The following is a 17190-nucleotide window of genomic DNA, read 5'->3' on the forward strand; positions in this document are numbered from 1 at the left end:
CGTCGATCGTACGACGTGCCTGCCCTCGGCGTGCATGATGGGCGGGATGAACGACGACACCCTTCCGGGCCCCTTCGGGGACGACGACCACCTCTTGGTGCACAGGGAGCCGGCCCCCGAGCGGTACGGACGCCTCGACGTGCGGTCCACCGATCTGCGTCCGGCCGAGTGGCTCACCGAACGGTCCCCGGGACACGGTGACCTGGGGACCGTGGCGGCCGTCGCCGCGCCCCGGTTCGCGGCCTACGCGCGGGTGCTGCATCCGGCGTCGCTGGACGAGCGGCCGGTGCGGTGGGCGACGGTGGCCGCCGCCCTGGGGCGTGTCGTGGAGCCGGACACCGCCTGGCACGAGGTGATCGGCGCGGACCTCGACCACCGCAACGCCTCCGAGTACGGCCTGCCCGGCGTCTGGGACGAGCATCCGGCGGAAGGGCCGACCCCGCCCGCCGTCGCCCTGTCCCTGATCCCCGTCCTGGCCCGGCACACCCGGACCCCCGGCACCTGCTGGTTCGGCCTGTGGCACGGTTACGGCCGCTGGGACTTCGACCGGTACCCCTCGTTCGAGACCCCCGGCCGGGACGAGGTGCTCCTGTCCGGCACCCTCGACGAGGCCGTCAGCCCGGTGGAACTGGACGAGTTCGCCGAACTGCCCGACCTGTGGTGGCCCGACGACCGCGCCTGGTGCCTGGGTGGCGACGTGGACCTGATGAGCACGTACGTCGGCGGGTCCCCCGAACTCGTCGCCGAACTGCTGGCCGCGCCGGGCCTGGAGGTCCACCGGGTCACGGCCGACGACCGGGTGGCCTGACGGCCACCGGGTCGCCGTCCCTCAGTGCCGCCGGAACTGAACCCCGGTCGGCTGCAGGACGTCCGCGCGCACCGCGATGTCGTCGAGCCGGAGCTGTTCGCCGTAGATGTCGGTGATCCGCAGGGCGCCTCCGCAGCCGGTGCCCCGCTCGGAGAGGAAGTAGTTGAACTCGGCGCGGGGCAGCGGGTGCCAGGTGCCGCCGTCCCGGACCTCCAGCCGCGCCACCGGATTGCGGTGGCCGACGACCTGGACGCCGCACCAGTACCGGGTGGAACCGGTCTTGTACCGGACCGCGACGGTGTCGGAGGTGCCGGGGCTCAGCAGGGTCCACGTGATGGGCAGCTCCCCCGCCGAGAGAGCCCCGAGCTTCGCGAACGCCTGCTTGCTGAGGTCGAGTTGACCGGGCGCGCAGGGCAGCGGGCATTCGTTGGTGACCTTGACCGTGACGGAGGCGCCGTTCGCCGCGCGGACGAGGAGGTGGGCCCCGCACGCCCTGGACGTCTCGTAGTCGGTGTGGTTCATCGCCACGACCATGAGGTCGTCGCTCGGGCCGAAGAGGCAGGCGCCGTCGCCGTCCGCGGCGTCGTAGTGGGTGGCGAGCCCGCGGTAGGTGACACCGGGGCGGATCCGGCCCGCCGCCGGCGGCTGCGCGGCGACCGCCCGCGCGGGGCTCGACGCCGACGCGCGCGCCCCCGGGGTCGCCGCCGGGGGCGTCACCGGGGCCTTCGACGGGCTCGCCGTGGGGGACGCGGAGGAGGAGGGGCGGGACGGCGAGGGGGACGGCGAGACGGAGGGCGGACGCGTCACGGTGCCCGACGGGGCGTCTGCGGCGGGTGCCGTGACGACGCGTGCGGAACCGGCGTCGCCGTCGGGGCGCAGCGCCACCACCAGGCAGACGAGGACGCCCGTGGCGGCCAGCGCCGCGGTCACCGCCGTCCACCGTCCGCGCGTGCTCGGGCGGCGCCGCGCGGCGTGCCTCTTGGTCTTCATGTCCGTCCGTTCACGAGAGCGGGTCGACTTCACGTCACCCGGTCGCCGCCCGCCGCGAAAAGGTTGCCGCCCTTTTCCTCTCGCGTGCCCGGACCGTGCGCCGGACCCGGACCCGGCGTACGCTCCGGGCACGCCTCACCCCGTCGAACCGGGGTACACGCCCCTGCGTCAGGGCGTATCCAGGGAAGGGGTCACGATGGACAGGTCGGCGCTGCGGGCGGTCGGGTGGGCACGCACTCTGCCGATGGACAGTTCGGTGAAGGCCGCCCGCGACTGGGCACGGGAGCACCTCGACTCGCTGGGCTGGACCACCGAGGCTCCGGAGACCGCGGACGCCGTTCTGCTCACGGTCTCCGAACTGGTCACGAACGCCCATCGGCACGCCCACAGCAACGCCCAGCTCGTCATGGCGTGGGACAGCAGCTGTCTGCACATCGCGGTCCACGACCACTCGGGCGAGCTGCCCGCTCCCCGGGAGCCCAGCACCGACCGGGTCGGAGGCCGGGGCATGCTGCTGGTCGACGCCCTGGCCGACAGCTGGGAGGCCCATCCCTGCCCGCACGGCAAGACCGTCACGGCCTGCTTCAGTCCTCCCGCGGCCGGGGAACGGCGGAGCTGAACGCACGGGCCCCGAACCCCTTACGCGAGGCGGTTTCCCTCACCGGTGGGCAGCGCCTCGACCGGTGGGCAGCGCCTCGCGCATCCTCTCCGCCGCGCGGCTCGCGTCGTAGTCCTCGGGGACGCCCTCGACCAGGACGACGTCGCTCTCGATGTGCCGGGAGCGCAGGTGCGCGATCTCCCGGTAGGCGGCGGAGGACCACCAGGCCCGCGCCTCGGCGGCCGACGGGAAACCGACCATCACGACATGTCCGGGCCAGGAGCCCTCCAGCACCTCGCGCCGGGCGCCGTGCACCAGGAAGCGGCCGCCGTACGGCTCGAAGGTCGCGGTGACGCGCTCCATGTACGCGGCGATCTCCTCGTGCGGTGCCGCCTCCCGCAGGTGGCCGATCACGTAGGCAGACATCATGGTGTCCTTCCGTCCGGTGGTGCGCTCTCGACGGCCACGATCCTGCCCCGCGGGAGGGCGGCGGTCGATTACCCGTGAAGTAAGCACGGAGCCGGACCGCGCCCGCCGCGGGCTGGGCGGGCAGCCCCCGCGACGGGCCGTCGCCGACACCGGGATCCGCGACTCGACCTGCGACGGCGTCCGGTCCGGGACGGGTGGCGGCGCGATGCCGGGCGGCAGGATCACGAACGTCCGTCCCGACGGGGCGATCGACGGCTTTGGCACCCTCGCGACGGGCGGCGCCCGCGGCGGCGCCACCCCGGAGAACGTCACGATCACCGGCTCGGCCCGGGGCGACGTGCTCGTCGAACCGGGCTCGCGGTTCACGATCACCGGTACACCGAACGGGGTGCCGACGGCGGTCCGGCGGGGCGTCCACCGGCACCCGGCCGGTCCCCGCCGACGGGGACCGGCCACCGCGCCCGGGACGCCGCGCCCGGTGCCGGAGAACCGGCACCGGGCGCGGTGACGTGAGGGGACCGGGTCAGGCTCCGGTCGCGGGGCGGCGCGGTGGGCGCGCGGTCAACGCGTCACCGTCCACTTCTGGTTGGCCGCTCCCGTGCAGGTCCAGATCTGCAGCCGGGTCCCGTTGGCCGAGCTGCCGCCGGCCGCGTCCAGGCACTTGTCGGCCCGCGGGTTGACGATGTCCCGCGCCGCGGGCACGGCCCACTGCTGGGCGGCGGTGCCGTTGCAGTCCCAGAGCTGTACGAGGGTGCCGTCGGCCGTGCCGCCGGAGGCCACGTCCAGGCATTTGCCGAGGGCGCGGATCGTGCCGTCGCCGCCGACCGTCCACCGCTGCGCGGCGGTGCCGTTGCAGTCGTAGAGCTGTACGGCCGTGCCGTTGGCGGTGTTCGCCCCGGCCACGTCGACGCACTTGCCGCCGACGCCGGTGACCGGACCGCCGCCGCCCGGCTGGGCGGTGTCGGTGCTGACGCGGACGTGGTCGACCAGGAGCTGCTGCGGGAAGACCGTGCCGCCGTCGGGGTCCCCGGGCCAGTAACCGCCGACCGCGAGGTTGAGGATGAGGAAGAAGGGCTTGTCGAAGACCCACTGCCGGCCGCCGAGGTCGGCGGGGGTGCGCCGCTGGTAGACCGTGCCGTCGACGGACCAGGTGATCGCGTTCGGGCTCCAGTCGACGGCGAAGGTGTGGAAGGCGTCGGCGAAGACCTGCCCGCCGGGCAGGGTGTACCCGGCGCCGATGCCCCCGGAGCCGGAGTAGCCGGGCCCGTGCAGGGTGCCGTGCACGGCGGACGGCTCGAAGCCCACGTTCTCCATGACGTCGATCTCGCCCGAGGCGGGCCAGCCGACCTGGCCGATGTCGTTGCCCAGCATCCAGAACGCGGGCCACATGCCCTGGCCGCGCGGGATCTTCATCCGGGCCTCCACGTGGCCGTACGTGGTGGTGAACCGGCCGGCCGTGTTCAGCCGGGCGGAGGTGTACTCGCACCGTCCGTACCAGCACGAGTAGTCGCCGGGGTTCTCGCGGCGGGCGGTGATCACCAGATGGCCCTGGCCGTCGAGGGCGGCGTTGCGGTTACCGGCCGTGTAGTACTGCCGTTCGTGGTTGTCGACGTTGTCGCCGGTCTCGATCTGCCACTTGGCGCCGTCCACGGCGGCGCCCGCGGGTCCGTCGAACTCGTCGGAGAAGGTGACGGCGGCGGCGCGGGCCTCCACGGCGGCGGGTGCGGCGGCCTCCGGCGCGGGTGGCGCGCCCTGCGCGAGCCCGGTGGACAGCGAGGCGAAGGCGAGGAGCGGGGCGAGGAACCACAGGAGGCGGCGGGGAGAACGCGGGGAGTCCATGACTCTCCCTTCGTCGAGCATGAAGCGGGGACCAGGAAGTGCATGTACATGACAGACATGTACACGCACGGGACCGCCTGGCCGGCGCAGCATGGGGCGGTGGGGGGGACACACTTACTTCACTGTGTGATTTAAGGAGTGAGCCATGCGCCTGTCAAGGGTTTGGTATGGACCACCGCACAGGGGTCCCCGCCTCGGCCGCGCCGACAGCCGACGCCTGTGACGACCGGCACCGGGCTCGCTCTCCCTGCACCGCCGTCCCCGGCCCCGTGGACGACGGGAACCGGGGACGAAGGACCGGAGGCGAAGGAGGGGCGACGGGCGGCGGGCCGCCGGATTCCGGCGGGGCCGCGGCCGTCGTCCTAGCGACCCGGGTCGCCGGCCGCCGCCACCTCTGCGGCCGCCCCCGCCGGCACCCCCGCGCCCGACGAGGCGATCACCTCGGAGGTGCCGCCGCCGCGGTCCATGAGGCCGCCGGCGAGGGCGAGGCCGAGGCCCGCGGCGGCGAGGGTGGCGCCGACCAGGGCGGGCGAGGCCCAGCCCCAGCCGGCCGAGATGGCCAGGCCGCCGAGCCAGGCGCCGCCCGCGTTGGCCAGGTTGAAGGCGGAGTGGTTGGAGGCCGCCGCCATCGTCGGGGCGTCCTTCGCCTTGAGCATGAGCAGCATCTGCACCGGTGTGGTGACGAGGGCGCCCATCGCGCCCATGAGGACGAGCGTCACCAGGGCGGGCACGGTGCTGTGGACCGTGAAGGAGAACACCACGAGCGACACGCCGAGCACGGCGAGCCCGCCGTACAGCGTGGGGCGCAGGGCGCGGTCGGTCAGCGGGCCCGCGATCAGCGTGCCCAGGGTCATGCCGGCGCCGTAGAGGGCGAGGACCCAGGTGGTCGAGGACTCGGCCAGGCCCGTCAGGTGCGTCAGCATCGGAACGAGGTAGCTGTAGACGGCGAAGAAGCCGCCGAAGCCCACGACGGCGGTGGCCAGCCCCATGACCACCTGCCGGTTCCCCATCGCCCGCAGTTCGCGGCGGACGCCCGCCTGATCGCCCCGCGGCTGGTGGGGGACGAAGGCGGCCAGCGCGGCGAGGGCGACGAGTCCGATGACGGCCACCGCGCAGTAGGCGTACCGCCAGCCCAGCTGCTGCCCGAGGGCCGTGCCGGCCGGTACGCCGACGATGTTGGCGATGGTGAGTCCCAGGAACATCTTCGAGACGGCGCGCGCGGCACGGTCCGGGGAGACGAGCCGGGAGGCCACGACGGCCCCCACGCCGAAGAGCGCGCCGTGCGGCAGGCCCGCCAGGAAGCGCGCGGCGAACAGCAGGCCGAAGTCGGGGGCGAAGGCCGAGGCGAGGTTGCCGACCACGAACAGCCCGGACAGCCAGAGCAGGAGCCGCTTGTGGGGGATGCGCGCGCCGATGCCGGTCAGCACGGGGGCGCCGACGACGACGCCGAGCGCGTAAGCGGAGACGACGTTGCCGGCCTGGGGCACGGACACACCGATCCCGTCGGCGATCTGGGGCAGCAGCCCCATGGTGACGAACTCGGTCGTACCGATGCCGAACGCGACGGCAGCGAGGGACAGCAGGGCCAGGGGCATGGAGCGGGGACACCTTTCGCGGGCGATCCGGGTGCGGCGGAGCGGACGGGGACCGTGGTCGTCCCGCTCCCGTGGCCAGTCGCACCGGCCGCCGTCGCCCGGTGCGCCTCCGGAACGGAGAAGGCCCAAAAGGGCTGCAGCAACGGCACGGGCCCGCGCATTCCGGGATCGCGACCCGGGTTCCGTGCGTTGCGTCACACCCGGTGGGCCGGGCGGCCCGGCCGCGCGTCCGACCCGCCCGACGGCGGCGCCATGTCCAGCAAGTGGCTTATGGACGGGTCTACCGATCAGTCACCTATGCACCACCTGTGAGAACCGTCCCAGCCCGTGAGATCGGCTTGCTGTCGCGAGGCACTGGCGTGCGAGGATCATTTTCGGTCACGCGCGCGCGATCGACGTCTTCACACTTCCGACACAAACTCCACGCTTTCCTCGCGTGAGTTATAGTCACTGATCAAATAATCAACTATCTGGGGGGCTCGGACCAGGCATGTTCCTGGTCCGGTCGGCTCGTGCTGGGCACCACCCGCACATCCCCGCAGCAGCCCCTGGGGGGTGGGTAAGTGGAAAATTGGCTGGATGACGCCCAACCGAAAGAGGCGGGCGGCGCGTCGGCGACCGTCGGCTCCGTGTTCGACGGGCACGGCACCGGCACGCGGACGAGGAGGACGCGGGTCCGGGGCTTCTGGGAGGCCGTGGACGAACCCGAGTCCGCGCGCACCGAGGTGACGGCCGCCCTGCCCGCCGGCACCGTGCTCCTGCCGGACCTCACGGACGCCGGCACGGCCGGAGCCGACCACGACCCGCACGAACTGACGGTTCAGCTCGCGAGCACCGCCCCGGTGTCCCCCGAAGGCGGCCCCGAGTCCCAGGACGGCGCCGGAAAGCCCGTGTTCGTCGACGAGTCGGGCCGCCGCAGCCGGCGGCTGCGGTGGCTGGGCACGGCCGTCGGCACCGCCTGCTCCGTGTACGCCCTCGTCATCGTGGCCACCCTCGTCTCCGGCAACGCCGGCGCGCCGTGGCTGCCCCTGCCGGGGCAGGTCGAGGACACGCCGGTCGAGCAGGTCGAGACCTCCGCCGAGCCCTCGGTCACGGCGAGCCCTTCGGGTCCGGCCGGCGCCGCGCCGAGCGCGGGAGCGCCGGACTCCTCCGCGCCGACCGCGGCCGTGGCCACCGCCGGCGCCGTCGACGCGCCCGCTGCGAGCAGCGGCCCCGGCCGGTCGGAGGCGTCCGCGCCGCCCGAGCCGTCCACCGGGACGACGACCCGCAAGCCCGCCGCCACGGCGACCGCCTCCAGCCCCACCGCCCCGGAGTCGTCCGCGCCCGCGCCCGCGGCGAGCCTGCCCGACAACGGCGGCGTCCCCTCGCCGACCGCCGACACCGGCACCGACACCGACGGGGGCGAGGGCACCGGCGACACGGGCCTCCTGTCGTCCCTCTTCTGAACCCGCCCTCCGCGCACTCCGCTCTTCCCCCCGTCCCTGGAGCACACCTTCCGATGGCTTTTCCCGCTCGCCGTCGCCGGGCCGCCGCCGCGACCCGTGACAGCGCCGTCCGGCGCCGCCGCGTCCCGATGCGCCTGATGCTGCCCACCGTCGTCCTGGCCGCCATGATGGCGATGCTGATGCTGCGCGGTTACGTGCACAGCGAGATCCTGGCCGACCACCGCATCCAGCCCGAGGCGTCCACCGACACGGTGCCCGACGAGATCCTGGCCGGCGGCCCGGTCATCGACACCCGCGGCGGCCGCACCGCCGGCCGGGAGGTGCCCGACCACCGTCTGGTCCTGACCTTCGACGACGGCCCCGACCCGGAGTGGACGCCGAAGGTGCTGGACGTCCTCGAGGAGCACCACGCCCACGCGGTCTTCTTCGTCACCGGCACCATGGCCTCCCGCTACCCCGACCTGGTCCGGCGGATGGTCGACGAGGGCCACGAGGTGGGCCTGCACACCTTCAACCACCCCGACCTCTCCTACCAGTCGAAGAAGCGCATCGACTGGGAGCTGTCGCAGAACCAGCTCGCCCTGACCGGGGCCGCGGGCATCCGCACCTCGCTGTTCCGGCCGCCGTACTCGTCCTACGCCGACGCGATGGACGACAAGTCCTGGCCGGTCACCGAGTACATCGGTTCGCGCGGCTACCTCACCGTCGTCAACGACACCGACAGCGAGGACTGGAAGAAGCCAGGCGTCGAGGAGATCATCCGGCGCGCCACGCCCGAGGGCGGCGAGGGCGCGATCGTCCTGATGCACGACTCCGGCGGCGACCGCAGCCAGACCGTCGAGGCGCTGGACCGGTTCCTGCCCGAACTCCAGTCCCAGGGCTACGAGTTCGACAACCTCACCGACGCCCTCGGCGCTCCCAGCGCGCACACCGAGGTCACCGGCCTCGACCTGTGGAAGGGCAGGGCCTGGATCTTCCTGGTCGGGGCCGCCGAGAACGTCACCGGCGTGCTGACGGTCGGCCTCGCGGCGATCGGTGTCCTGGTCATCAGCCGGTTCGTGCTGATGCTGCTGCTGTCCGCCCTGCACTCCCGCCGGGTGCGCAGGCCCGGGTTCAGCTGGGGGCCGCCGGTCACCGAACCGGTGTCGGTGCTGGTCCCGGCGTACAACGAGGCCAAGTGCATCGAGAACACGGTCCGCTCGCTGACGGCCGGTGAGCACCCCATCGAGGTGATCGTCGTCGACGACGGCTCCTCCGACGGCACCGCCCGCATCGTGGAGGACCTGGGCCTGCCCGGCGTACACGTGGTCCGCCAGCTCAACGCGGGCAAACCCGCCGCCCTCAACCGGGGCATCGCCAATGCCCGGCACGACATCGTCGTGATGATGGACGGCGACACCGTCTTCGAGCCCTCCACCGTCCGCGAGCTGGTGCAGCCCTTCGCCGACCCGCGCGTCGGCGCCGTCGCCGGCAACGCCAAGGTCGGCAACCGGGACTCGCTGATCGGTGCCTGGCAGCACATCGAGTACGTGATGGGCTTCAACCTCGACCGCCGGATGTACGACGTCCTGGGCTGCATGCCGACCATCCCGGGCGCCGTCGGCGCGTTCCGCCGCACCGCCCTCGACCGGGTCGGCGGCATGAGCGACGACACCCTCGCCGAGGACACCGACATCACCATGGCGCTGCACCGCGACGGCTGGAAGGTGGTCTACGCCGAGAGGGCCCGCGCCTGGACCGAGGCCCCGGAGTCGGTGCAGCAGCTGTGGTCCCAGCGCTACCGCTGGTCGTACGGCACCATGCAGGCCATCTGGAAGCACCGCCGGGCGGTCGTCGAGCGCGGTGCGTCCGGCCGCTTCGGCCGGGTCGGACTGCCGTTCGTCTCGCTCTTCATGGTCGTGGCCCCGCTGCTGGCGCCGCTCATCGACGTCTTCCTCCTCTACGGGGTGGTCTTCGGGCCCACGCAGAAGACGATCGTGGCCTGGCTGGGCGTGCTCGCCGTCCAGGCGGTGTGCGCGGCCTACGCCTTCCGGCTCGACCGCGAACGCATGACCCACCTGATCTCGCTGCCCCTCCAGCAGATCCTCTACCGCCAGCTCATGTACGTCGTGCTGCTCCAGTCCTGGATCACCGCCCTCACCGGCGGCCGGCTGCGCTGGCAGAAGCTGCGCCGCACCGGTGTCGTCGAGGCGCCGGGCGGCCCGGCACCGCGGCAGCACACCGGTGACACCACCGATCGGAGGCCTGTCGCATGACCCAGGGTCACTCGACCGGGACGGACACCGGCGCCGGGTGGACACCGGCACCCGGCGTCCCCCACCAGCGGACCACGAGCGCCTTCCCGGAACCGCCCGCGACGCCCGTGGCCGAGGCCACGACCGCGACCGCGACAGCGACCGCCGCGAAGAAGCCGGGCCGCGACCGCTACCTCGACCTGCTGCGCACGATCGCCCTGGTCCGGGTGGTCGTCTACCACCTGTTCGGCTGGGCCTGGCTGACCGTGCTGTTCCCGTCCATGGGCGTCATGTTCGCCCTGGCGGGCTCGCTGATGGCGCGTTCGCTGAAGCGTCCCGCCTTGGCCGTCATCCGGAGCCGGGTCCGGCGGCTCCTGCCCCCGCTGTGGGTGTTCGGCGCGGCCGTGCTGACCCTGCTGTTCGCCGGGGGCTGGAACCCGCTCGACGACCCCGACCACGGGGGCACCCTGGGCGTCGTCGAACTGCTCAACTACGTCGTCCCGCTCGGCGCGCCGCCGTTCCCCTGGAGCATCGGCTCCAAGTCCGGACTGCTGGAGAACACCTGGGCGGTGCAGGCGGCCGGTGTGCTGTGGTACCTGCGGGCCTACCTGTGGTTCGTGCTCGCCTCGCCGCTGCTGCTGTGGGCGTTCCGCAGGGCGCCCTGGGTCACGCTGCTCGCGCCGCTGGCGCTGACGGCGGTGGTGGGCACGGGGGTCGTGTCCATCCCCGGCGAGACCGGCAACGCGGTCACCGACTTCGCGGTCTACGGCAGTTGCTGGGTGCTGGGCTTCGCCCACCAGGACGGGCTGCTCGCGCGGATCCCGCGCTACGCCGCGGTCTCCTGCTCGGCGCTCGTCATGGCCTTCGGCCTGTGGTGGGCCTCGGGACACCTGGGCCCGGACGGCTGGGACCTCAACGACATCCCGCTGGCCCAGGCGACCTGGTCCTTCGGGTTCGTGGTGATCCTGCTCCAGTACTCGCCCTCGTGGCAGGAACTCCCACGCGGGCTGGCCCGCTGGGACCGGCTGATCACCCTGTCCAACAACCGCGCCGTCACGATCTACCTGTGGCACAACATGCTGATCATGGCCACCGTCCCGGTCATCGACACGCTGTACGGACTGCCCTTCATGGAGGGCGAGGCCGCCACGGGCTTCCTCGACAGCACGTACATGCTGTGGATGTTCGTGCTGGTCTGGCCCCTCATCGGGGCGATGATCCTGGCGACCGGCTGGGTCGAGGACATCGCGGCGAAGCGGAAGCCGCGCCTGTGGCCCGACGGGCGCGGGAGCACGGCACGCCGGGCGCGCCGGGGGCACTGACCCGCGGCGTCGTCGGCACGGCCGGTCGGTGACCGGCCGTGCCGGGTGCGGTGCGGCGGCGGTGGGCGTCCGGTCCCGCCTCGGGTCCGCGGGGTCGGCCGGTCCCGCCTCGGGTCCGCGGGGTCGGCCGGTCCCGCCTCGGGTCCGCGGGGTCGGCCGGTCCCGCCTCGGGTCCGCGGGGTCGGCCGGCCGCGGTCACGGGCGCCGCACCCCCCGGCCGCCGCCCGTCGCGGGCGGAGACCCGTGACGGGGGCCTCCGCCCGTGACCGCGCCCGTGGCTCCGCCCGTGACGGGGCGGTGGTCCGGGGGGCGACCGGCGGAGCGTCCGACGGCGGGTCTCGCGGCCGCCGACGGACGCTTCGTCGGCCGCCGGACGCTTCGTCAGCCGAGTCCCAGGACGTTCATGGTCCGTTCGGCCATGCGCCGCTCGCCGAGGGCGTTGGGGTGGACGGGGACGACGCTGTTGCCGAAGAGGAGGGGCTCGATCCACCGGGTGCCCGCGGGCTTGCACGCGTCGTGGCCGTCGGACACCCCGGCGAAGTCGACGTAGGTGGCACCGGTCTCCTCGGCGGCGCGCCGGACGACGGCGTTGAGGTGGGCCTGGATGCCGCGCAGGTAGGGCACGTCACCGGTGGCGATCGGCAGTTTCGCGAAGCAGGACGGGTCCGCGGTGGCGGGCGTGATCCAGGGGTAGCCCAGCACCGCCACCCGGGCGCCGGGAGCCTTGGCCCGGACGCTGCCGAGGGCCGCCTTGAGGGCGGGATAGGTGCTCGCGTCGATCTGGTCCTCGAAGCTCGTGCCGTTGGCGTCCTCGCAGGGGCTGCCCCGGCCGCCGCTGAGCACGCCCGCGGCGGCGCACGCCGTCACGGCGTTGATGAAGGTGCCGTTGTCGTTGCCGCCGATGGTCAGCGTGACCAGGTCGGTCCCCGCGTCGAGGGCGTTCACCTGGGGGCCGACCCCCGGGTACTGGGCCTGGGTGAAGTCCTTGGTCTGTGCGGCGCCGCAGGTCACGTCCGTGAGGCGGGCGCCCGTGCGGGAGGCGATGACGTGGGGGTAGTTGGCCGTGGACCGCAGACACAGCGGGCTCGAGAGGTCCACCGGGAGGACCCCCGAACCGGCGCTGTAACTGTCGCCGAGGGCGGCGTAGTCGAGGGGGGTGGCGGCCTGTGCGGGCGCCCCGGTGAGGCTGAGTGCCAGCGCACCGACCGTCGCGAATGACGCGGCCATGACATGACGCAGAGCGGACTTCGGCATGTGCTCTCGATTCTCGGGAGTGCGGACGCGACGGAGACGGGCACGGCGGTGCCCGCGGCGTACGGAACGCGAGGAATGCGGCGGCTCGAGCGGAGGAGAAGCGCCGACGGCTCGCACGTGCGCGAAGACGCACGCCGACGACCGTGCGGCGGGGACCGCGTGGTTACCCGGTGGTTCTACCCATAGGTAATGTGCAGGCGCCCGGCAGCCGAGTCAACATAGTTGACCGAAGTTCTTGAAGCCCTTACCAAACCCCGGCCGGGGTTCGCACCGGGCCGCTCGCCGGCAACCGCTCCCGGCACGCGGCGTTCTCGCGCCGCGGGGGCCGGTGACGGCCCGCGCGCCCGGTCCCGCACCGCCTATCCTGGCGCGATGCTGCAGACGGGCTCCGCCGCGACGACACGCGAGGCCATCCGCTCCGCCGCCACCCGGCTGTTCCAGCAGCGGGGCTTCGCCCGGACCACCGTCCGCCAGATCGCCGCGGCGGCCGAGACCGACCCCGCGCTGGTGATCCGTCACTTCAAGAGCAAGGAACTGCTGTTCCTGGAGACGATGCACCTGACGATCGACGACGAACCCCTGCTGGACGTCCCCCTGGAGCAGTTGGGGGAACGGCTCGCCGGACTCCTCGTCGATCTCGACGGATCCGCCAGGGGCATCTTCCTGGCCCTGGTGCGGGGCAGCGACGAACCGCAGATCCAGGAGCGGCTGCGGACCACGCACGAACAGGTCCTCGTCCGACCGCTGCGCGGCCGGCTCTCCGGACCCGACTCCGACGTCCGCGCGCGCCTGGCGGCCGCCCTGGCGGCGGGACTCCTGCACGCGCTGTGGGTCGCCAGGGACGAGGCACTGCTGCGCACCGACCGGGCCGAACTCGTCTCGCGGTACGGCGCGCTGCTCCAGGCGGTCCTCACTCCGGCGGACTCCTGACCCGGCTTCCCGACCACGGATTCCGGCACCCCGGCTTCCCGACCACGGGTTCGGGCACCCCTGATTCCCGCACCGCCGGTTCCGGCCATCCGCCCACGGGCACGTCGTGCCGGGCGGAAACGGTTCCCGCGTTACCGTCGGCCGCATGGACGGTGATCACCGGGGATGGCCGGAATGTCTGCTCGGCGGTGCCGTGTTCGCCGTCTGCATGGCCGGCACGACCCTCCCCACTCCCCTCTACGGCCTCTACCAGGAGAAGTTCGGCTTCTCCGAGGTGACGGTCACCGTCGTGTACGCGGTGTACGCCTTCGCGGTGATCGGCGTCCTGCTGCTGGTGGGCGACGCCTCCGACACCGTGGGCCGGCGGCCCGTGCTGTTCGCCGGCCTCGGCTGCGCGGCGGCGAGCGCCGGCTGCTTCCTCGCCGCCGACTCGCTCGCCTGGCTGTACGCGGGACGGCTGCTGTCGGGGCTGTCCGCCGGCCTGTTCACCGGCGCCGCCACGGCGTACGTCATGGACCTCGCCCCGCGCGGCGGCGCTCCGCGGGCCACGTCCGTGGCGACGGCCGCCAACATGGGCGGCCTGGGCTGCGGCCCCCTCCTCGCCGGTGTGCTCGCCCAGTACGCTCCCTGGCCGCTGTACCTGCCGTTCGCCGTCCACCTGGCCCTGGTGGCCGGCTCGGCCGTCGTCCTGCTGCGGCTCGCGGAGACCGTCCGGGAGCGGCGGCCGCCGGGCACCGTACGGCCGCGGCGCCCGGCCCTGCCCCCCGAGGTGCGGGCCGTCTTCGGGCCGGCCGCGATCGCCTCCTTCGCCGGGTTCGCCCTGTTCGGGGTGTTCACGTCGGTCAGCCCCGCCTTCCTCGCCCGGTCCCTGGACGTGACCGACCACGCCGTGAGCGGACTGGTCGTGGCCCTGGCCTTCTTCGCCTCGACCGCCGGGCAGCTGGTCGTCGGCCGGGTCGGGGTGCGGCGCTCGCTGCCGCTGGGCTGCGCGGCGCTCCTCGCCGGGCTGGCGCTCCTGGCGGGCGCGCTGCGGTGGGACCTCCTGGCCCTGGTGGTGTCCAGCGCGGTCGTCGGCGGGGCCGGGCAGGGGCTGGTGTTCCGCGCCGCGCTGTCCGCGGTGGCCGCGGCCTCCCCCGCCGGCCGGCGCGCGGCGGTGATCTCGACGCTGTTCGTGGTGGCGTACGCCGGGATCTCCGTCCCCGTGATCGGCGTGGGCGTGCTCTCCGAGCCGCTCGGCCTGGAGGGTGCGGGCCTGGTCTTCATCGCCTGCATGGCGGCCCTCGTCTCGACGGCCGCCGCGTACCTGCTCCGCCGGCCGCTGCCGGCGGACGCGTGAACACCCCCGCCGACCGCGGCCCGTGTCCGGCGGGCACGCCCTCGGCCCGCCGTGGACCGCGGCGGAGGAGTCCTCGCGGTCACCTCCGCACCGGCGGAAGGGACGGCGGGCCGGAGCCGTGAGGACCCGTCACCCCTCCCCGCCCGGCCGCCGGTCCGGCCCGCCCGCCCCCGGTGCCGGCAGCCGGGCCCCGGCCCGGTCCGTCTTACGGAGTGGTGACGTGCCGGGCGGGTCACGGCGCGGGGCGGGACGGCGGCCCTAGCGTGGGCGCATGCGTGTACTGGTCACCGGCGGTGCCGGGTTCATCGGGTCCCACGTCGTCGACGCGCTGCGGGCGCGCGGGCACGAGCCGCTCGTGTTCGACGTGCGGGAGGACCCGGCCGCGGACGTCCGCGATCCGGCGGCCGTGGCCGCCGCGCTCGCCGGTGTCGACGCCGTCTGCCATCAGGCGGCGATGGTCGGGCTCGGCGACGGGGTCGCGGACGCGGCGGAGTACGTCTCCCGCAACGACCTGGGGACGGCGGTGCTGCTCGCCGCCGCGGCCGGAGCGGGCGTACGGCACCTCGTGCTGGCCGGGTCGATGGTCGTGTACGGCGAGGGACGCTACACGTGCGCGCGGCACGGTGTCGTACGGCCGGGGCCGCGGGCCGTGGCCGACCTGGACGCGGGCCGGTTCGAGCCGCGGTGTCCGGCGTGCGGGGAGAGCCTGTCCCCCGGTCCGGTCGGCGAGGACGCTCCCCCCGACCCGCGCAACGTGTACGCGGCGACCAAGCTCGCGCAGGAGCACCTGGCCGCCGCGTGGGCGCGCGCCACCGGCGGTTCGGCGGTCTCGCTGCGCTACCACAACGTGTACGGACCGCGGATGCCCCGCGACACGCCGTACGCCGGGGTGGCCTCCTTCTTCCGTTCCGCGCTCGCCCGGGGCGAGGCGCCGCGCGTCTTCGAGGACGGCCGTCAGCGGCGGGACTTCGTGCACGTGCGGGACGTGGCCGCGGCCAACCTGGCCGCCCTGGAGGCGCGGGGTCCGGCCGGCCTGCTCACGGCGTACAACACCGGCAGCGGCGAGCCGCGCACGGTGGGCGAGACGGCCCGTGCGCTGGCCGCCGCGTACGGCGGGCCCGAACCCGTGGTCACCGGCGAGTACCGGCTGGGCGACGTACGGCACGTCACCGCGGACTCCACCCGGCTGCGGGCCGACCTCGGCTGGAGACCCGAGGTCGGATTCGCGGAGGGGATGCGGGAGTTCGCGCGGGCCGGACTGCGCGAGGCCTGAGCCCGGGCGGACCGGGACGGGCCGGCTACGGCGCCGTGGGCAGGGTCACCTCGAAGCGGCAGCCGCCCGGGATGTTGCGGACCGTGGCGCGCCCCCGGTGGGCCTCCACGATGCCCCGCACGATGGCGAGGCCCAGGCCCGCCCCGGCCGGCGGGGTGCGCGCGTGGGTGCCGCGCCAGCCGGTGTCGAAGACGCGCGGCAGGTCCTCCTCGGGGATGCCTCCGCAGCCGTCGGTCACGGACACCACCACCCCGTCCGGGCCGCTCTGGGCGCTCACCGCGACCGTGCCGTCGGCGGGGGTCCGCCGGATCGCGTTGACCAGGAGGTTCCCCAGGACGCGGCTCATCTCCTTGCCGTCGACCTCCACCGGTACCGCCTCGACGGGATGGCCGACGAGGCGGACGCCGTGCTCGCGGGCGAGGGGGTCGGCGCCCGCGAGGGCGTCACCGACGAGGTCGTACAGGGACATGCGGGCGGGGGCGAGCGGGAGGGTCCCGGCGTGGATGCGGGAGAGTTCGAAGAGGTCGCCGACCATGTCGTTGAGGCGTTCCACCTCGGTGCGGATCTGCCGCAGGTAGCGGGCGGGGTCGGCGGCGACCCCGTCCTCCAGCGCCTCCGACATGGCGCGCAGGCCGGCGAGCGGGGTGCGCAGGTCGTGGGAGATCCAGGCGACCAGTTCGCGCCGGGAGGTCTCCAGGGCGCGCTCGCGTTCGCGGGACTCGGCGAGCCGGGCGCTGGTCGACGCCAACTCGCGGCTCAACGAGTCCAGTTCGGCGGTCGTCGGGCCGGCGGGGACGGCGAAGGAGCCGCCGACGCCGAAGGAGCGGGCGGCGGCGGTGAGGGCGCGGCTGCGGGCGACGACCCAGCGGCCCAGGAGCAGCGCGGTCGCGAGGGAGACCACGGCGGCCATCGCCACGACGGTGGTCACCACGGTGAGGTCGTGGGGGGACAGGAACATCGCCCACGCGACGGCCAGGGTGCCCGCGAGCATCGCGACCACCCCGACCGCGGCGACGACGGCGAGCGAGGCGGTGAGCGAGCGGCGCCGGATCAGGCGCAGCGCGGCCGCGCCGGCGACACCGGTGGCGGCGGCGCCGGCGAAGGCGTACAGAGCGATGAGGAGGGTGTCGCGCACGG

Annotated in this window: 15 protein-coding genes; 9 read left to right on the forward strand and 6 right to left on the reverse strand. The window is 74.2% G+C overall.

Features of this window, described 5'->3' with window-relative positions:
• Positions 1–46 precede the first annotated feature (46 nt).
• Entirely contained in the window at positions 47–808 is a 762-nt protein-coding gene (locus ACZ5FU_RS19695; protein ID WP_451530202.1) for a hypothetical protein, read from the forward strand.
• A gap of 21 nt (positions 809–829) precedes the next feature.
• On the opposite strand, the gene ACZ5FU_RS19700 is transcribed toward ACZ5FU_RS19695, so the two are convergent.
• A complete protein-coding gene (locus ACZ5FU_RS19700) occupies positions 830–1798 on the reverse strand; it encodes an expansin EXLX1 family cellulose-binding protein (RefSeq protein WP_451781980.1) in 969 nt (322 codons plus the stop codon).
• Positions 1799–1994: 196 nt separating this feature from the next.
• Between ACZ5FU_RS19700 and ACZ5FU_RS19705 the strand changes: the two genes are divergently transcribed.
• Positions 1995–2417 carry an ATP-binding protein gene (locus ACZ5FU_RS19705; RefSeq protein WP_451781978.1) on the forward strand — a complete coding sequence of 141 codons (423 nt, stop codon included), beginning with the start codon at positions 1995–1997 and terminating at the stop codon, positions 2415–2417.
• A 39-nt stretch (positions 2418–2456) separates the two neighbouring features.
• Here ACZ5FU_RS19705 and ACZ5FU_RS19710 read toward each other — a convergent pair whose 3' ends face one another.
• A complete protein-coding gene (locus ACZ5FU_RS19710) occupies positions 2457–2822 on the reverse strand; it encodes a DUF1330 domain-containing protein (protein WP_468646400.1) in 366 nt (121 codons plus the stop codon).
• A gap of 208 nt (positions 2823–3030) precedes the next feature.
• Between ACZ5FU_RS19710 and ACZ5FU_RS19715 the strand changes: the two genes are divergently transcribed.
• Complete coding sequence (locus tag ACZ5FU_RS19715; protein ID WP_451781974.1) at positions 3031–3333, forward strand: hypothetical protein; 303 nt, start codon at positions 3031–3033, stop codon at positions 3331–3333.
• Between the two features lie 53 nt (positions 3334–3386).
• Here the strand turns inward: ACZ5FU_RS19715 and ACZ5FU_RS19720 are convergent, their stop codons facing one another.
• Positions 3387–4664, reverse strand: coding sequence for an RICIN domain-containing protein (locus ACZ5FU_RS19720; protein WP_451781971.1), 1278 nt, complete (start codon positions 4662–4664; stop codon positions 3387–3389).
• 362 nt (positions 4665–5026) lie between these two features.
• Positions 5027–6259: an MFS transporter gene (locus ACZ5FU_RS19725; protein WP_451530198.1), complete on the reverse strand. Its 1233-nt coding sequence runs from the start codon at positions 6257–6259 to the stop codon at positions 5027–5029.
• Positions 6260–6888: 629 nt separating this feature from the next.
• Between ACZ5FU_RS19725 and ACZ5FU_RS19730 the strand changes: the two genes are divergently transcribed.
• Genes ACZ5FU_RS19730 through ACZ5FU_RS19740 form a run of 3 tightly spaced genes read left to right on the forward strand, consistent with a single transcriptional unit; the run spans position 6889 to position 11260 of the window.
• A complete protein-coding gene (locus tag ACZ5FU_RS19730; protein ID WP_469045799.1) occupies positions 6889–7704 on the forward strand; it encodes a hypothetical protein in 816 nt (271 codons plus the stop codon).
• Between the two features lie 53 nt (positions 7705–7757).
• Positions 7758–9959, forward strand: coding sequence for a polysaccharide deacetylase family protein (locus ACZ5FU_RS19735; RefSeq protein WP_469045801.1), 2202 nt, complete (start codon positions 7758–7760; stop codon positions 9957–9959).
• Entirely contained in the window at positions 9956–11260 is a 1305-nt protein-coding gene (locus ACZ5FU_RS19740) for an acyltransferase family protein (protein ID WP_469045803.1), read from the forward strand. The genes ACZ5FU_RS19735 and ACZ5FU_RS19740 overlap by 4 nt, the downstream gene beginning before the upstream one ends.
• A 381-nt stretch (positions 11261–11641) precedes the next feature.
• Here the strand turns inward: ACZ5FU_RS19740 and ACZ5FU_RS19745 are convergent, their stop codons facing one another.
• Positions 11642–12514 (reverse strand): SGNH/GDSL hydrolase family protein, encoded by an 873-nt coding sequence (locus ACZ5FU_RS19745; protein WP_468646380.1) that lies wholly within the window; start codon positions 12512–12514, stop codon positions 11642–11644.
• 372 nt (positions 12515–12886) lie between these two features.
• Here ACZ5FU_RS19745 and ACZ5FU_RS19750 point away from each other — a divergent pair, with 372 nt between their 5' ends.
• The 3 genes from ACZ5FU_RS19750 to ACZ5FU_RS19760 all read left to right on the forward strand — a co-directional run bounded on the left by ACZ5FU_RS19750 (position 12887) and on the right by ACZ5FU_RS19760 (position 16053).
• A complete protein-coding gene (locus ACZ5FU_RS19750; RefSeq protein WP_451530193.1) occupies positions 12887–13444 on the forward strand; it encodes a TetR/AcrR family transcriptional regulator in 558 nt (185 codons plus the stop codon).
• A gap of 145 nt (positions 13445–13589) precedes the next feature.
• Positions 13590–14780, forward strand: coding sequence for an MFS transporter (locus tag ACZ5FU_RS19755; RefSeq protein WP_468646381.1), 1191 nt, complete (start codon positions 13590–13592; stop codon positions 14778–14780).
• A 271-nt stretch (positions 14781–15051) separates the two neighbouring features.
• A complete protein-coding gene (locus tag ACZ5FU_RS19760) occupies positions 15052–16053 on the forward strand; it encodes an NAD-dependent epimerase/dehydratase family protein (RefSeq protein ID WP_451530191.1) in 1002 nt (333 codons plus the stop codon).
• 25 nt (positions 16054–16078) lie between these two features.
• Here ACZ5FU_RS19760 and ACZ5FU_RS19765 read toward each other — a convergent pair whose 3' ends face one another.
• Positions 16079–17188: a sensor histidine kinase gene (locus tag ACZ5FU_RS19765; protein WP_451530190.1), complete on the reverse strand. Its 1110-nt coding sequence runs from the start codon at positions 17186–17188 to the stop codon at positions 16079–16081.
• Between the last annotated feature and the right edge of the window lie 2 nt (positions 17189–17190).

This window comes from Streptomyces sp. NPDC031554, from assembly GCF_055580685.1.

Bases quoted from the DNA above. Each gene is read 5' to 3' on its own strand.
- ACZ5FU_RS19695 (WP_451530202.1), top strand. From the start codon at position 47: ATGAACGACGACACCCTTCCGGGCCCCTTCGGGGACGACGACCACCTC.
- ACZ5FU_RS19700 (WP_451781980.1), bottom strand. From the start codon at position 1,798: ATGAAGACCAAGAGGCACGCCGCGCGGCGCCGCCCGAGCACGCGCGGA.
- ACZ5FU_RS19705 (WP_451781978.1), top strand. From the start codon at position 1,995: ATGGACAGGTCGGCGCTGCGGGCGGTCGGGTGGGCACGCACTCTGCCG.
- ACZ5FU_RS19710 (WP_468646400.1), bottom strand. From the start codon at position 2,822: ATGTCTGCCTACGTGATCGGCCACCTGCGGGAGGCGGCACCGCACGAG.
- ACZ5FU_RS19715 (WP_451781974.1), top strand. From the start codon at position 3,031: ATGCCGGGCGGCAGGATCACGAACGTCCGTCCCGACGGGGCGATCGAC.
- ACZ5FU_RS19720 (WP_451781971.1), bottom strand. From the start codon at position 4,664: ATGGACTCCCCGCGTTCTCCCCGCCGCCTCCTGTGGTTCCTCGCCCCG.
- ACZ5FU_RS19725 (WP_451530198.1), bottom strand. From the start codon at position 6,259: ATGCCCCTGGCCCTGCTGTCCCTCGCTGCCGTCGCGTTCGGCATCGGT.
- ACZ5FU_RS19735 (WP_469045801.1), top strand. From the start codon at position 7,758: ATGGCTTTTCCCGCTCGCCGTCGCCGGGCCGCCGCCGCGACCCGTGAC.
- ACZ5FU_RS19740 (WP_469045803.1), top strand. From the start codon at position 9,956: ATGACCCAGGGTCACTCGACCGGGACGGACACCGGCGCCGGGTGGACA.
- ACZ5FU_RS19745 (WP_468646380.1), bottom strand. From the start codon at position 12,514: ATGCCGAAGTCCGCTCTGCGTCATGTCATGGCCGCGTCATTCGCGACG.
- ACZ5FU_RS19750 (WP_451530193.1), top strand. From the start codon at position 12,887: ATGCTGCAGACGGGCTCCGCCGCGACGACACGCGAGGCCATCCGCTCC.
- ACZ5FU_RS19755 (WP_468646381.1), top strand. From the start codon at position 13,590: ATGGACGGTGATCACCGGGGATGGCCGGAATGTCTGCTCGGCGGTGCC.
- ACZ5FU_RS19760 (WP_451530191.1), top strand. From the start codon at position 15,052: ATGCGTGTACTGGTCACCGGCGGTGCCGGGTTCATCGGGTCCCACGTC.